Below are 14,443 nucleotides of genomic sequence, written 5' to 3' on the forward strand. Positions count from 1 at the left end.
AGCGGACAGCCGATGGATATTTCCTCTTACGTTCTGCTGAGCCAAGAACAGGCCCTGCGGCGGCGTCTGGATATCGTCGCCAACAATCTGGCCAATACCTCCACCGTCGGTTTCAAGCGCGAGCAGCCGCAGTTCCGCGAATTCGTGGAGCGGGCGGACGAGGCGATGATCGACGATGCGAGGCCGACATCCTTCGTGCTGGATTTCCGCGCCGTGCACGACATGGCGCCGGGCGCTTTCCAGCCGACCGGCAATCCCCTCGACGTGATGATCGAGGGGCCGGGCTATCTGGCGGTGCAACTGCCCGACGGCGGCACCGCCTATACGCGCGCGGGCTTCGTCAACGTGCTCGAGAACGGTGAACTGGCGACTTCGGGCGGCCAGCGCCTGCTCGACGAAGGGGGGCAGCCGATCGCGGTGCCGCCCGATCAGATCGGGCAGATATCGATCGCCTCGGACGGCAGCGTGATGGGCCCCGGCGGTCCGCTCGGCCGCATCGGCGTGACCGTGTTCGACGATGAAAGCGGCCTCGCACCGCGCGGCGACGGACTTTACGCCGGTGCCCAGGGCCGGGTGCTGGGCGCCGACGAGACCAAGCTTCGCAGTGGCGGCGTGGAAGGATCCAACGTCCAGCCGATCGTGGAAACCACCGCGATGATCGACATCCTGCGCTCCTACCAGAACAGCGTGCGGATGGCCGAAAGCCTCAACGACATGCGCAAGCGTGCGCTCGACCGGCTCGGCCGCGTCGGCTGATCCAGCTCACACAGATAATATCAAGGAAGGATAGAAACTCATGCGTTCGCTTTCGATCGCCGGCACGGGGATGCTCGCGCAGCAGACCAATGTCGATGTCATCTCCAACAACATCGCCAATATGAACACCACCGGGTACAAGCGCCAGCGCGCCCAGTTCCAGGATCTGCTCTATCAGCAGGTGTCGCGCCCCGGCGCCGCATCCAACGGGCCCGAAGCCAGGGTGGCGACGGGCATCCAGATCGGTGCCGGCGTGCGCACCGGCGGCGTCTATCGCATCGCCGAACAGGGTGCGCTGGTCCAGACCGACAACCGTTACGACCTGGCGATCCAGGGTCTCGGCTATTTCCAGGTCCAGATGCCGACGGGCGAGATCGCCTATACGCGCGATGGCACCTTCCAGCTGTCCGATCAGGGCGAACTGGTGACCGCGCAGGGCCTGCGGGTCGAACCGGGCATCATCGTGCCGCAGGAAGCGGTGGACGTGGTGGTTTCGCGCACGGGCGAGGTTCAGGTCAAGCTGGCCGGGGAACCCGAACTGCAGGCGGTGGGCCAGCTCGAGCTGGCGACCTTCATCAACGAGGCCGGGCTGGAAGCCAAGGGCGACAACCTGTTCCTTGCCACCGCCTCTTCCGGCGAGCCGACCATCGCCCCTCCGGGCGACCCGGGCTTCGGCAATCTGGCCCAGGGCTTCGTCGAGGCGTCCAACGTCAATCCTGTGGCGGAAATTACCGCGCTCATCACCGCGCAGCGCGCCTACGAAATGAACAGCCGCGTGGTGAAGACCGCCGACGAGATGCTGGGCACGACCAGCCAGCTGCGCTGATGACGAGGCGCAGCCTCTCGCTCTGGCTCGCGCTGGCGGGCATTGCGCTGGTGCCCGCCGGACCGGCCTTCGCGCAGGCTGCGGGGGAGGGCGTCGTCGCCGACGTTCTCACCCGCCAGATCCAGCGCGGAGACCTGCTCTCGGAACGCGACTTCGCGGCCGAGGAAATTTCCGCCGGTCAGGCGCGCGGCGCGATGTCCGCGCAGGAGGCCGCAGGGCTCGAAGCCCGACGGACACTGCGCAGCGGAATGCCCGTGCGCGCGAGCGACCTTGCCGAGCCGCGCCTGGTGCGGCGCGGCGAACCGGTGACGATCGTCCTGTTGAGCGGCGCGCTCTCGATCACCGCCACCGGCCGCGCGCTGGCCGACGGCGCCCAGGGAGATGTGGTGCGCGTCTTCAGCGAAGCGACCAACCAGACGCTGACCGGCGTGGTCGAACCCGACGGTCGCGTGCGCGTCGCCGCCGGCTGAGACCTTCGAAAGGAAACCCCATGAAGAAGATTGCGATACTGATCGCCACCGCCACAATGCTGGCAGGGTGCGGCTCGATCGGGCGGCTGAGCGATGTGGGCAAGGCGCCTGCGATGACGCCGATGGATGAATACGTGGTGCCAGGCTACGAACCCTCGATCGCGCAGGCGGGCGTGCCGGTGCGCGGGGCGGAATATCCGCCTGCGGCCCTGCCCCCCGCCCAGCAGGCGCCCTCTGCGTCGCTGTTCCGCGCCGGGGCCGGCACCCTGTTTCAGGACCAGCGCGCCTCGCAGGTCGGCGATGTCCTGACGGTGGAGATCGACATCGCGGACCGCGCGGATCTGGCCAATTCCACGGCCCGCTCGCGCAACGGCTCCGAAAGCGTCGGCGTGGCTGCGCTGCTGGGTCTGGAAGACGTGATCCCCGGCGCTCCCGGCAGCGCGGTCGACGCGTCGTCCCGCTCCCGCTCGGGCGGAGAGGGCACGACCAGCCGCAGCGAGAACCTGCGGATGACGATGGCCGCGATCGTCACCGATGTGCTGCCCAACGGCAATCTGGTGATCCGGGGCCGGCAGGAGGTGCGGGTCAATTTCGAGCTGCGCGAGCTGCTCGTCACGGGGATCGTGCGCCCGCAGGATATCGAGCGCGGCAATACGATCCAGCATAGCCAGATCGCCGAAGCGCGCATCAGCTACGGCGGGCGCGGCCAGCTGACCGAGCTCCAGCAGGCCCGCTGGGGCCAGCAGATCTACGAAGCGCTGTTTCCCTTCTGACATAACGCCACGCCTGAGCGCGGACAGAATCGGGGTCCGGTGCAGCATTGGTTGCACCGGGCCTTGCCGTTTGCGCGGCTCGCGGCGCGTAAGTCGGCACATGCGCAAAAAAAGACGCCACATCGGTTGGGGCCGAGTCTGATTCCTTCCCAGAATGAAAGGCGCGCCGTGTTTTGCAGCGCGTCGAGGGCCGGCGTTTCCGGCCCGGACCGCAGAAGGCGGTTCGAATATCCAGAAGGAAATACTCAATGGCGTTTTCAGTAAACACCAACATCGGTGCCATGGCGGCCCTGCAGAGCCTCAACCAGACCAACAAGGGTCTGGCCACGGTTCAGAGCCGCATCAACACCGGGCTGAACGTCGCATCGACCAAGGACGATTCGGCATCGTTCACGATTGCGCAGACCCTCCGCGGCGACGTGGGTGGTCTTTCGGCGGTCAACTCCTCGCTCAACCGGGCGAAGAGCTCCGTCGACGTGGCGGTTGCGGGTACGGAGCAGATCTCCGACATCCTCAACCAGATGAAGGCCAAGGCCATTCAGGCGTCCGATGAGGGCCTGGATGCCGAAAGCCGCACCGCGATCAACGCCGACTACACGGCTCTGAAGGAACAGATCGGCACGATCATTTCTTCTTCGGAGTTCAACGGCACGAACCTGCTGAAGGATGACGCAACGGTCACCGGCAAGGTTTCCGCGCTGCAGTCGCTCGACACCACGAGCACGATCAGCGTGGCCAACCAGGCCTTCGAAACGAACGTCACCACCGCTCTTGGTACCGGCCTCGCCTCCAAGGCCGATGCCGATACTGCACTGACCGAGATCGACACCGTGACCGCCACGGTGACGTCGACGCTGAGCACTCTTGGCTCGGCTTCGCGCAAGATCGAGGGACAGCTGGAGTTCAACAGCAAGCTGTCTGACGTGATCGAAAGCGGTATCGGCAATCTCGTCGATGCCGACCTGGCCAAGGAATCGGCTAAGCTGCAGGCCCTTCAGGTCAAGCAGCAGCTCGGTGTCCAGGCTCTGTCGATCGCCAACCAGGCACCGCAGACGATCACCTCGCTGTTCCGTTAATCCGGTCGATGTAGCTATTCCTCATCGGGGGATAGCATCCTGGGGCCGGGCGCATGTCGTCCGGCCCCTTTTGTTTTCCCGCCGCGCCATGCATGAGCGCTGTCGGGGCTGCCGATCGCGGCAGCGCGCATGTCAGGACAGGTACCCTCGCCGGTGGCAACAAAATATCCCCGCATCCGCGAAATCGCCGATCCGTACGGCGAGGTGGTGAGGATCAGTGTCGAGCCGCATCCCGGCGGTGCCCTGATCCTGATCGACCGCCCGGATGACGAAGATGCGGGCAGGATCATGCTCGATGCCTATGGGGTCGACATCCTGGTAGGCTACATCATGTCGGCCCGGCTGGCCGTGCCGGGTGAGATGCTGGAAGAAGAGATCGGCGGCGCGTTTCCCACGCGCTTCCAGCTGGAGGTCGAGCCTGTCGGCATCGTCATCGACCAGATCAACGAGGAAGAGCCGCTGAGGATTCCGGCTGCGCTCTGGGATCGCGTCTACGCCGACCTTTGCATCGTGTGCGCCCACGCACGCGAGCTGGGGCGTCGGCGGCATGCCCATTTCCACTGAGCACTAGCGCAGGCGGGGCGCAATCATGCGCGCGCGCCTGCGGGCACCCGCAGGCATCTGCGGGCGCCGACGGCGCTGCATCACTGCCCGACCGGGCGGCTATGGGTATTTTTCGTGGGGGGAAAGCGGACTTCCGGGGCAGACCAGCGACGCGAGGGCTATCGCGTCACTGTTGCGGTGGAGGGGAAGAATGCCCCGGAAGTCCAACCTGGCAGTGGGAGACTGAGGAACTGCCGATCCTTCACTTATTATAGAGCGAGCCGGAGGGTTTTTGTCGCCGGCCCGCACATTTTTACTTCGCCGCAGCGACGCGGACGAGCGCGGCGGTGGGGAAGCTCTGTCCGTTGATGCCCAGCATCACCGCACCATCGCGGGTGGCGACCTCGTCGATGATCCCGGTGCTGCGAATGGCGACCGGAACCTCCTGACCGGCGGCATCCAGCGCATTGAGCGACAGGGTATAGCGGCCGGCATCGGCCGTGCCGCCGCGTGCGAGGCTGCCGTCCCAGGCGAAGCTGCCGGCGCGCGACGCGTCGAGAGTACGGGTCTCGACGACGCGGCCCCGCTCGTCGGTGATGGTGGCGGTGAGCGACTGGATCGAGCGGTCGCCCTCCCATAGCCACTGCGCCGGGCTGCCATCCGAAAGGCCCGCGCTCGGGCTGTCGAGTTCGGCCCGCTGGCCGAGGAAGTTCGCCGACTGGGCAAGGTCCTGCGTCGAAAGACTGGCAAGAATGTCCTTGAGGGTGGAGGTCTGCTGGATCGACTGTTCGACCTGCGAATACTGGACCAGCTGCTGGGTGTATTGCGCGGTGTCCATCGGATCGAGCGGGTCCTGATTCTGCATCTGCGTCGTCAGCAGCTTCAGGAACATGTCGAAATTGGCGTTCAGTTCGTTGCCCGCCTGATTAATGCCGGTATCGCCCGGCACGCTGGGCGTGAACGATGAAATTGCAGTCATGTCTGAATCCTCAAGCGAAGAAATCTAGGCTGCCGCTGCTGCGCAGCTTGTGCGGCGGCAGCGACTGGTCGTCGGTATCGAGTTCGGCCAGCGAGGCGTCCCTGTGCGCAGGCGTATCGGGGCGGGCATTGTGCCCTTGCTGTTCGCCGCGGTTGTGGCCGCGCGATTCGAACTGGAAGGACTGCGCGTCGGTTCGCACCCCGGCATCGCCCAGCGCACGAACCAGATCCCCGCTATCGCGGCGGAGCATTTCGAGCGCCGCAGCACTCTCCGCCACGACATGAGCGCGCATGGTGCCGCGATCGTCGAACTGCAGCCGGATCTGGATCTCGCCCATCTCCACCGGATCGAGCCGGATGGTCAGGCTGTCCTTCCCGTCGAGACTGTTCCGCACGATCTCCAGCCCGAGCTGTTGCCCGATCTCTCCCGGCCGTGCCGAGACTGTTCCGTGCGGCAGGCTTGCCGGACTATGGGGCGCGCCCGGACCTCTGAGAGGATCGGTGCGCGTCTGTGCGAGCAGCTCGCCTGTCGGCGATCCGCTGTCGAGCGCGGGTGCCGCGACCTCACCGCTGGGGGCTTCCACGAGCGTTCCGAAATCGGCCGTTCCGCCACTGGCGGGCGACGGTCCCGTCGAAGGTCCGGATGACGGGCGGGCAGGAGACATTTCGGGCGGGGAAGCCGGGGCGCGTTCGCTCGCCGCCATTCTGGGCTGTTCGTCCGCCCGCGAGACCGCGACTGCCTGTCCGTCGCCCCCGGCAGTTGCCGGGCGATGCGCGGCATGTTCGCGATCGGTCGGACCGGCGATGCCTGCCGCCGCCGCGACGATCGCCGCCGGAGCGGTTCCGGCCGCGGCGGGCTGCGCTGCGGGCGATGTGAACGCCGGGGTCTCGTCGTTGCGATCGAGGCCCCGCGCGTTCGCGGCAATTCCCTCGTCGGGCACCTGCAAGGTCGCTGGCTGTGGTGCTTCGAGAGCCGTTTCGGGCTGCGAGAGGCCGGCCGCCGGTTCCGCCGGTCCGGTCGCTACCGCAACCGGTGCGAGCTCACGCGCGGATGGCGCGGGGGTATCGGCCGCCGGCGGGTTTGCCTGCAAGGGGATGGTCTGCTCGCATGCAGATCCCGGCAACTCGGCAGGGGCCGCTTCGCCCTCTTCCGCCACGATCAGGCCATCCGGCAACGCCCCCTCGGGCGCGGGTGCCTGCACCACCGCCCCATCCGGGGATGTGGTCGAAGGCAGGGGGGCGTAGGCCGGCATCGGCAGCGTCATCGCCGCAAGGATGGCCTTGGGCGACTGCGACTGAGGCGGCTGGGGCTGCGTATCGGGGCCGAGCGTGGATTGCGCACTCGCGAACGCCCCGGGAGGAGTGGCCGGGGCCGGAAGCCCCTTGGGGTGCGGCAGCGTGCCCTCGAACCCGCCGTCCACGGCGGCGGCAGCCTGCATTCCTGCGGGCAGGGTCGGCTGTTTCGCACCGTTCGCGGCGTGCGCGGCCAACAGGTCGGCGAAGGAGGGGCCGCGGCCGGATAATGGGTTGGCGCCCCCAGACAAGCCAGGGGGGGAGATGTTGCCGGTTTCGAGCGATAGGAGTTGGGTCATGTAATCCTTTCGCCCGGGGGGCGCCTGACACTATTATATACTCGCCGCACCGATCACGGGCCTTCGAGCGCAGTTTGTTGTCCGATGCTGCCGACCGAGCGGATTCGCGTGCGCGGATGGATCTCGTTCTGCGAGAGGACGACGGTCGACGGGCGCACGCGCTCGATGATCGACCGCACGAAGGGCCGGATCGTCGGATTGACGAGGATGCACGGAATTTCGTTGTTCGCGGCGAGCGTGTCGTACAATTCGCGCACCTGGCTGATGAAGCGCTGCAGGTGCGACGGGGCCATTGCGAGGTGACGATCCTCGCCATCGCCGATGATGCTTTCGGCGAACTGCTGGTCCCAGTCGGGCGACAGGGTCAGGATCGGGATCGCACCGTCGCGGGTCTGCTGGGCCGAGATCTGCCGTGCCAGCCGCGAACGGACATGCTCGGTAATCTGGGTCAGGTTCTGCGTCAGCGGTGCGGTTTCCGCGATCGCCTCCAGAATGGTTGGCATGTCGCGGATGGACACGCCTTCGGCCAGCAGGTTCTGCAGTATGCGCTGGATGCCCGAAATGCTGATCTTCGCGGGCACCAGATCGGCGACCAGCTTTTCCGCCTCGGTGTGCACTTCGTTGAGCAGCTTTTGCGTCTCGGTGTAGGAGAGCAGTTCGGCGACGTTGTCCTTGACCAGTTCGGCCAGATGCGTCGTCACGATGGTGCCGCAGTCGACCACGGTGAGGTTGCGCAGGCCCGCCTCGTCCCGCAATTCGCGGTTGATCCACAGTGCGGGCAGGCCGAACACCGGCTCGCGCGCGGGATCGCCGGGCAGGCCGACATCGCCGCCGCCCGGGTTGATTACCATCAGCTTGTCGAGCCGCAGCTCGCCCGCAGCGACTTCGGTCTCGCGGATGAAGACGCGGTAGTCGTGCGCGCCCAGCGCCATGTTGTCGATGATGCGTACGGCGGGCAGGACGAAGCCGTAATCGCTCGCCATCTGGCGGCGCAGCGCGCGGACCTGATCGTCGAGCCGCGGCTCGGCGGCCGAACCCTTGATGATCGGCAGCAGGCCGTAACCCAGCTCCACCCGCACCGCATCGATCGCGATGGTATTGGCGATCGGTTCCTCGGTTTCGGCCGACGCGATTTCGGCCTGGGCCTCCTCGGCCTTTTCGCGCGCGACCTGTGCCGCGTGCTTGCGGCTGGCCCACCAGCCGTAATAGCCGCTGGCCGCGGAGACGAAAGCGAAGGGCACGAAGGGGAAGCCGGGCAGCAGTGCGAAGGCCCCCATCAGGACCGACACCATGGCGAAGGCCTTGGGATAACGGCCCAGCTGCTCGCCCAGCGCATTGCCGGTCTTGCCGGACATCCCGCCCTTGGAGACGAGCAGGCCGGCTGCGGTCGACACGATCAGCGCGGGGATCTGGCTGACGAGGCCATCGCCGACCGTCAGCAGGGTATAGGTGGTGAACGCCTCGCCAAAGGCGACGCCGTGGATCGCCACCCCGACGATCAGGCCGACCAGCACGTTGATGACGGTGATCAGCAGCCCCGCGATGGCATCGCCCTTCACGAACTTGGAGGCACCGTCCATCGCGCCGAAGAAACCGCTTTCCGCCTCCAGCTCCTTACGCCGCTCTCGCGCCTGTTCCTCGCTGATCATCCCGGCGCCCAGATCGGCGTCGATCGCCATCTGCTTGCCGGGCATCGCGTCGAGGCTGAAGCGCGCGGCGACCTCTGCAATACGGCCCGCGCCCTTGGTGATGACGACGAAGTTGATCACCACCAGGATGATGAAGATGGTCAGTCCGATCACGGTCTCGCCGCCGATCAGGAACTGCCCGAAGGCCCCGATCACGCCGCCCGCCGCTTGCGGCCCCTCGTGCCCGTGGCCCAGGATCAGCCGGGTCGAGGCGAGATTGAGCCCCAGCCGCAGCATCGTGGCGATCAGCAGGATGGTCGGGAAGGCCGACAGCTGCAGCGGCTTCTCGATGAACAGCGAAGTCATCAGGATCATCACCGACAGGGTGATCGAGATCGCGAGGCCGAAATCGAGCAGCCATGCCGGCATCGGCAGGATGAGCATCGCGATGATGCCGATGACGCCGATCGCCAGCGCGAGGTCGCGATTGGCGCCGATGCGATCGAGAAAACTGGTGAGGGTCTGGGGCATGATGCTGGGGGCCTGACGCTAGGACATCAGTGAGAGGGGGCGACCGGAATGCCCGCCTCGACGAAGCTCTTGAGCTTGTTGCGCATGGTCCGGACCGAAATGCCCAGAACCGAGGACGCCGAAGTGCGATTGCCGCCGCACCGCTCGAGCGTGTGCAGGATCAGCTCGCGCTCGACCTCGGCGACCGTGTGGCCGACGAGATGCTCCACCGGCAAGGCATCCTCATGCTCTCCGGGCAGCAGTTCGAAGCGGGTGCCATTGGTGTGGACGAGGGCATCCGGGCCGATCGTTCCGGACCGTGCGAGCAGGGTCGCGCGGTGCACGGTCTCTTCCAGCTCGCGGACATTGCCGGGCCACGAATAGGCGCCCAGCATCCGGCTGGCCTCGTCGTCGAAATCGCGGACCGGCAGTTCGTACATGTGCGAGAACCGCGTGGCGAAATGGCGGGCCAGCGCCATGATGTCCTCTGCCCGCTCGCGCAGCGGGGGCAGGCTGATCTCGGCCATGCGCAGCCTGCCGAACAGGTCCGCGCGGAATTGTCCCTTCTCGACCAGCGACCGGATGTCCTTGGCGGAGCTTGTGATCAGGCGTGAGCCGCCATGCGGACCGCTGCGGCAGCTATCGGGCGTGTAGACCACGTCGAGCAGGCGGGCCTGCAGGGCGGGGCAGAGCGCCTCGACCCCGCGCAGGAAGATCGTGCCGCCTTCCGCTTCTTCCAGCCGCCCCACGCGGCGCGCGAGAGCACCGGGGAATGCGCCCGTCTCGTGGCCGAAAAGTTCCGATTCCAGAATTTCGGGCGCAATCCCGTGGCACTCTACGGTCACGAAATGCCCCGACCTGTCCGAGTTCGCATGGATCAGACGGGCCATCACTTCCTTGCCGGTGCCCGGTTCGCCGCGAATGAGCATCGGGGCCGCGATCATCGCCATCGATTTCCCGAAATCCATGGCCTGGCGCATCGCTTCGCACGTGCCGATCATTTCCAGCGGAGGGCTGGCGACGGACATGATCGCGGCGGCGATCAGATCGCGATTGGGCGGCAGCGGTAGATAGTCGCGCGCACCGCCGCGCACCGCGGCCACCGCGCGTTCGGCGCTCGCATCGATCCCGCAGGCGATCGTGGGGATCGCCATGCGTTCGGACCGCAGGCTCGCGATGAAGCCCGGCACGTCCAGCGACACGTCGATCATGACGAGGTCGCCGCCCGCACGGCGCAGGAGCGCGAGCGCAGACGTCTCGTCGTCCGCCATGGTCACCAGAGCGCCCGTCTCGCGCGCCATCTGTGCCGCCTGGCGGAAGGTGGAGTGCTGCGCGCCGACCAGCGTCATGCGCACCGGGGTGGAGAGCTGGTCGGGCATCAATCGTCCTCGTGCACGATCTCGGTCAGCGTCACGCCGAGCGCCCTGTCGATCAGGACGACCTCCCCGCGGGCGATCAGGCGATTGCTGACGAAGATATCGACCGGCTCGCCGACCTTGCGATCGAGCTCGACCACGCGGCCGGGTGCGATCTGCATCAGTTCGGACACCGTCATCCGGGCCCGGCCAAGCACCGCCTGCATCTTGACCGGCACTTCGTGCACGGCCTCGAGGCCAAGGTGGCTGTCTTCGCCGCCGAAACCGGTCGCCTCTTCGATCGGCCCCGAGGGAACCGGATCGCCGAGCGAAGGCAGGTCGATGAAGGGCGCTGCGTCATCCTGCAGCTGGGCTGCGGGGGTTTCATTTTCCACTTCGGACATCACGATTTTCCTTTAGGCGCTGAGCCACTGGCGAATGACGGCGGCGGATTCGGCGGGGCTTTTGTTGACCGCATCGCCGATCCTCCTGAGGGCGGAAGCCTTGATGCTGCCTTCGACCTGGGCGAGTGCGATCTCGTCTTCCAGCCCGGGGCCGCTGAGAGCAGGAGGCGCATCGTTTTCGAGCGTCGGGGGATCGGTTTCCTCGCCATCCCGGGGTTGCGGAGTGATGTCGATCACTTCCGCATCGGGGGCCGGCAGCTGCCCGGCGATCGCTTCCGTCTTGGGCTTTAGCATGCGCAGGACGAACAGGCCCACCGCCGCGATGACCAGCAGCTTGCCCAGGTCGAACAGCTGGTTGACGGGCAGGTTGGAGAACAGGCCATCATCGGCGTTCGCAATCTCGTCGGGCTGGGCGAAGGCCATGCTTTCGACGATCACGTTGTCGCCACGCTCGATATCGTAGCCGACAGCATTCTCGACCAGGCGGGTCAGGCGTTGCACCTGCTGCGGGGGCAGGCCCTGCTGGCCGCCGTCGACCATCACCGCCACGGTCAGGCGCGAAATCTTGCCGGGCGAGCGGTTGGTCAGGGTGCGGCGGCTGCTGTTCTGGAAGGTAATATCCTCGGAGGTCTCGTTGCGGGCGCTTTCGCGGGAATCGCCGCCCACGCCACCGATATCCGCCCCTTCGGGAAGCTGCGCGCCCACGGTCACGCCATCGTCGGCGCCTGCGTTCTCGCGGCTCTGATCGCCCGATTCAACCGAGATCTGGCGGGCTATCACCTGCGTGTCGGGATCGAAGATTTCGGCTTCTTCGCGGGTCTGATCGCGGTCGATCTCCGCCGAGACTTCGGCGCGCACCTTGCCAACCCCGACGATCGGTTCGAGCAAGGCTTCGACCTGGCTGCGGATACGCGCTTCGGTGGCAATCTGGCGTTCGTCGGCCTGGCTCGCGCCGATTTCGCCGGCTTCGCCGGCACGGGCCAGCAGCGCGCCGGTCTGGTCGACGATCGAGATCGCTTCGGGCGAGAGTTCGGGCACGGCGGACGCCACGAGGTGACGAATGGCTTCGACGTTTCCGGACGACAGCCTGCCGCGCGTCTGGACGGTGACCGAAGCGGTCGCCTTGCGAGCTTCGGGCGCGAACAGCGCGCGCTCGGGCATCACGATATGGACCCGCGCATTGCTGATGGACTGCAGGGTCGAGATCGAACGGGCCAGTTCGCCTTCGATCGCGCGGGTCTCGTTCAGCTTCTCTCGCGAGGAGGACACGCCGAAAGCCTGCTGCGTATCGAGCACCTCGTAGCCGATCGCACCCCCCAGCTGCTCGCCCGCCATGCTCATGCGCAGTTCGGCGAGGCGATCTTCGGGGGCCATCACGGCGGTGCCGTCGCCCGAAAGCGAGTAGGGCACGTTCTGCGCGCGCAGCTTTTCGGTGATGGCTTCGGCCGAGGCCGGATCGAGATCGGTGAAGAGATAGCCCATCCTGTCGGATGAGCCGCTGCTCAGCGCGACAGCGGCCAGCGTGGCCAGCAGTGCCAGCGCGACGCCAGCCATCAGGATGAGGCGGCGCGGCCCGAGCTGTCCGGCGAAGTTGCGAAGTGCTTCCAAGGTTGCCCCGTCGAATTCCGCCGGCATAACGACCGGCTTACGGGACCATTATAGGACGGGAGCGGGGCGGCATTTTCTGCCGGTGGGAAATTATTGCCGGGTAGGCAAAAAAGCGTGGCGAGCGCTCAGTCGGCCACGCTCGGCAGCAGCGGCGCAAGCTCGTCCAGCACCGCCCGGCGGCGGCGTTGCGCATCGACGATCACCCCGCCGCGATCCCAGCTGAGCACCCCGTCGCCGGGGGAGAGAGTCTCGTCGGGGGAGACGATCAGGGCCAGCCGCCGGCGATCCTGGCTCTGCCGCTGTGCGATCCGTGCCTCGATGTCCTCGACGAGGTCGGGGTGAACCCTCACGTCGATCTCCTGCCCGCGCTTGACCTGCGCCAGGGCCCGGCCGATCGCCTCGTCGACCGCGCCACCGGGTTCGTGCCCGGTGGCGTGCCCGGCGATGGCCTCTGCCGCGGCGAGGGCCATCTCGCACGCCTCGGCGACGACCTGCGCGCGCATTGCGCGGTCCTGCTCGGCCGATTCCTCCAGCGATGCCTGCAAGGCGTCGAGGGCGGAAAGGATCGCCGCCTCGCGGTCCGCCTGCATGTGGTTGCGGCCCGCCTCGAAGGCTTCGGCGCGGGTCCGCGCCAGCTCTTGCGTATGGTCCTGTTCGAGCCGTTCGATCTGCTGGCGCAGGTCTTCCACTTCTTGCGCCAGCAGCGCGGGATCGGTCTTGCGCCGATACTTGCGGGGCGTCTCGCGCGGGGGCAGCGTGAAGGTGCGGTCGAAGGCGAAGCGCTGGATCTGGAGGTCTTCCTGCATGGCCCGTCCGATCAGTAGATCATCGATTCATCGGACTTGGGATCGACCAGCACGATCTCGCCCCGGTCGGCAAGGTTCTTTGCCAGCCGGACAAGAGCGGTCTGTGCCTCTTCGCATTCGCGCGCCCGCACGGGGCCCATGGCCGTCATGTCCTCGCGCAGCATCTTGGCTGCGCGTTCGGTCATCGCGCCAAGGAACAGCTGGCGCATTTCTTCCGGTGCGCCCTTCAGCGCCAGCGCCATCTCGCGCTTGTCGGCATTCTTGACGACCATGGCGACCGAGGCGGGCAGCATGTTGGCCAGATCTTCGAAGGTGAACATCAGCGCGCGGATGCGTTCGGCCGATTCAGGATTGCATGCCTCCAGCGCGCCGAGCATTTCTTCTTCGGTCGACCGGTCGAGCGCGTTGAACACCTCGGCCATCACTTCGTGCGGGTCGCGTTTCTGGGAGCGCGCGAGATTGGTCATGAACTCGCTCTTCAGCGTCTGTTCGATCTCGGCGACGATCTCTTTCTGCACCGGCTCCATCCGCAGCATGCGCTGGATGACGTCGGTGGCGAAATCGCTGGGCAGTTCGGAAATGACGCGTGCCGCGTGCTCGGGCCGCATCTTGGTGAGGATGACGGACACGGTCTGCGGATATTCGTTGCGCAGATAGGCGGCGAGCACCGTTTCGTTCACATTGGAAAGCTTGTCCCACATCGTCCGGCCCGAAGGGCCCCGGATATCTTCCATGATCTCCCGGACCTTGTCCGCGTCAAGGATGCCGCTGAGCAGGCGCTCGGTCGTTTCGAACGAGCCATGCAGCGATGCCATGCTGGACACCTCGCTGGTGAACTGCACCAGCAGGTGCTCCACCGCGACCGCGGGCAGGCGGCCGAGCTGTGCGATCCCGGCCGACAGTTCCTTGATCTCGTCGTTGTTGAGCTGCTCCCAGATCGGGGCACCATATTCCTGCCCGAGCGCGAGCATCAGCGCAGCCGCGCGCTGCGGCCCCGAAAATTTCTTGAGCTCGGCCGGCTCTACGAGATTGGCCATCATGGTAATGTCACGCTCCCCAGGGAAAGAATTCCGCGCATCCATCCCGCATGATGGCGGCGCTCGTCCTATTATAGACGC

14 protein-coding genes are annotated in these 14,443 nt (G+C 66.5%); 6 read left to right on the top strand and 8 right to left on the bottom strand.

The window, feature by feature from the left end; all coding sequences use genetic code 11:
• The first annotated feature begins 12 nt into the window (after window positions 1–12).
• From ACYQ0L_RS09940 to ACYQ0L_RS09965, 6 genes are all read left to right on the top strand, one after another.
• Complete coding sequence (locus tag ACYQ0L_RS09940; protein WP_459788951.1) at window positions 13–756, top strand: flagellar hook basal-body protein; 744 nt, start codon at window positions 13–15, stop codon at window positions 754–756.
• 40 nt (window positions 757–796) lie between these two features.
• Window positions 797–1,582 (top strand): flagellar basal-body rod protein FlgG, encoded by a 786-nt coding sequence (gene flgG, locus ACYQ0L_RS09945; protein WP_459788952.1) that lies wholly within the window; start codon window positions 797–799, stop codon window positions 1,580–1,582.
• Window positions 1,582–2,052, top strand: coding sequence for a flagellar basal body P-ring formation chaperone FlgA (gene flgA / locus ACYQ0L_RS09950; RefSeq protein ID WP_459788953.1), 471 nt, complete (start codon window positions 1,582–1,584; stop codon window positions 2,050–2,052). The genes flgG and flgA overlap by 1 nt, the downstream gene beginning before the upstream one ends.
• Window positions 2,053–2,072: 20 nt before the next feature.
• Window positions 2,073–2,825: a flagellar basal body L-ring protein FlgH gene (gene flgH, locus ACYQ0L_RS09955; RefSeq protein ID WP_459788954.1), complete on the top strand. Its 753-nt coding sequence runs from the start codon at window positions 2,073–2,075 to the stop codon at window positions 2,823–2,825.
• 248 nt (window positions 2,826–3,073) lie between these two features.
• On the top strand, window positions 3,074–3,901 hold the full coding sequence (locus ACYQ0L_RS09960) for a flagellin (RefSeq protein WP_459788955.1): 828 nt from the start codon (window positions 3,074–3,076) through the stop codon (window positions 3,899–3,901).
• 153 nt (window positions 3,902–4,054) lie between these two features.
• Window positions 4,055–4,465, top strand: coding sequence for a hypothetical protein (locus tag ACYQ0L_RS09965; RefSeq protein WP_459788956.1), 411 nt, complete (start codon window positions 4,055–4,057; stop codon window positions 4,463–4,465).
• 292 nt (window positions 4,466–4,757) lie between these two features.
• On the opposite strand, the gene ACYQ0L_RS09970 is transcribed toward ACYQ0L_RS09965, so the two are convergent.
• From ACYQ0L_RS09970 to ACYQ0L_RS10005, 8 genes are all read right to left on the bottom strand, one after another.
• On the bottom strand, window positions 4,758–5,423 hold the full coding sequence (locus ACYQ0L_RS09970) for a flagellar hook assembly protein FlgD (RefSeq protein WP_459788957.1): 666 nt from the start codon (window positions 5,421–5,423) through the stop codon (window positions 4,758–4,760).
• Window positions 5,424–5,433: 10 nt separating this feature from the next.
• On the bottom strand, window positions 5,434–7,014 hold the full coding sequence (locus ACYQ0L_RS09975) for a flagellar hook-length control protein FliK (RefSeq protein ID WP_459788958.1): 1,581 nt from the start codon (window positions 7,012–7,014) through the stop codon (window positions 5,434–5,436).
• Between the two features lie 53 nt (window positions 7,015–7,067).
• Window positions 7,068–9,173 (bottom strand): flagellar biosynthesis protein FlhA, encoded by a 2,106-nt coding sequence (gene flhA / locus ACYQ0L_RS09980; RefSeq protein WP_459788960.1) that lies wholly within the window; start codon window positions 9,171–9,173, stop codon window positions 7,068–7,070.
• Between the two features lie 26 nt (window positions 9,174–9,199).
• Window positions 9,200–10,531 (bottom strand): sigma-54-dependent transcriptional regulator, encoded by a 1,332-nt coding sequence (locus ACYQ0L_RS09985; protein ID WP_459788962.1) that lies wholly within the window; start codon window positions 10,529–10,531, stop codon window positions 9,200–9,202.
• Window positions 10,531–10,911 (bottom strand): flagellar motor switch protein FliN, encoded by a 381-nt coding sequence (gene fliN, locus ACYQ0L_RS09990; RefSeq protein WP_459788963.1) that lies wholly within the window; start codon window positions 10,909–10,911, stop codon window positions 10,531–10,533. Before fliN ends, ACYQ0L_RS09985 begins: the two co-directional genes overlap by 1 nt.
• Before the next feature lie 12 nt (window positions 10,912–10,923).
• Window positions 10,924–12,465 carry a flagellar basal-body MS-ring/collar protein FliF gene (fliF, locus tag ACYQ0L_RS09995; protein ID WP_459789034.1) on the bottom strand — a complete coding sequence of 514 codons (1,542 nt, stop codon included), beginning with the start codon at window positions 12,463–12,465 and terminating at the stop codon, window positions 10,924–10,926.
• Between the two features lie 179 nt (window positions 12,466–12,644).
• Window positions 12,645–13,325, bottom strand: coding sequence for a FliH/SctL family protein (locus ACYQ0L_RS10000; protein ID WP_459788965.1), 681 nt, complete (start codon window positions 13,323–13,325; stop codon window positions 12,645–12,647).
• 11 nt (window positions 13,326–13,336) lie between these two features.
• Window positions 13,337–14,365 (bottom strand): flagellar motor switch protein FliG, encoded by a 1,029-nt coding sequence (locus tag ACYQ0L_RS10005; protein WP_459788967.1) that lies wholly within the window; start codon window positions 14,363–14,365, stop codon window positions 13,337–13,339.
• Window positions 14,366–14,443: the final 78 nt, after the last annotated feature.

The sequence above is a fragment of the Alteriqipengyuania triglochinis genome (genome assembly GCF_054655655.1).

Coding starts and splice junctions, on each gene's coding strand:
- ACYQ0L_RS09940 (WP_459788951.1), top strand. CDS start 13: ATGGATATTTCCTCTTACGTTCTGCTGAGCCAAGAACAGGCCCTGCGG.
- flgG (WP_459788952.1), top strand. CDS start 797: ATGCGTTCGCTTTCGATCGCCGGCACGGGGATGCTCGCGCAGCAGACC.
- flgA (WP_459788953.1), top strand. CDS start 1,582: ATGACGAGGCGCAGCCTCTCGCTCTGGCTCGCGCTGGCGGGCATTGCG.
- flgH (WP_459788954.1), top strand. CDS start 2,073: ATGAAGAAGATTGCGATACTGATCGCCACCGCCACAATGCTGGCAGGG.
- ACYQ0L_RS09960 (WP_459788955.1), top strand. CDS start 3,074: ATGGCGTTTTCAGTAAACACCAACATCGGTGCCATGGCGGCCCTGCAG.
- ACYQ0L_RS09970 (WP_459788957.1), bottom strand. CDS start 5,423: ATGACTGCAATTTCATCGTTCACGCCCAGCGTGCCGGGCGATACCGGC.
- ACYQ0L_RS09975 (WP_459788958.1), bottom strand. CDS start 7,014: ATGACCCAACTCCTATCGCTCGAAACCGGCAACATCTCCCCCCCTGGC.
- flhA (WP_459788960.1), bottom strand. CDS start 9,173: ATGCCCCAGACCCTCACCAGTTTTCTCGATCGCATCGGCGCCAATCGC.
- ACYQ0L_RS09985 (WP_459788962.1), bottom strand. CDS start 10,531: ATGCCCGACCAGCTCTCCACCCCGGTGCGCATGACGCTGGTCGGCGCG.
- fliN (WP_459788963.1), bottom strand. CDS start 10,911: ATGTCCGAAGTGGAAAATGAAACCCCCGCAGCCCAGCTGCAGGATGAC.
- fliF (WP_459789034.1), bottom strand. CDS start 12,465: ATGGCTGGCGTCGCGCTGGCACTGCTGGCCACGCTGGCCGCTGTCGCG.
- ACYQ0L_RS10000 (WP_459788965.1), bottom strand. CDS start 13,325: ATGCAGGAAGACCTCCAGATCCAGCGCTTCGCCTTCGACCGCACCTTC.
- ACYQ0L_RS10005 (WP_459788967.1), bottom strand. CDS start 14,365: ATGATGGCCAATCTCGTAGAGCCGGCCGAGCTCAAGAAATTTTCGGGG.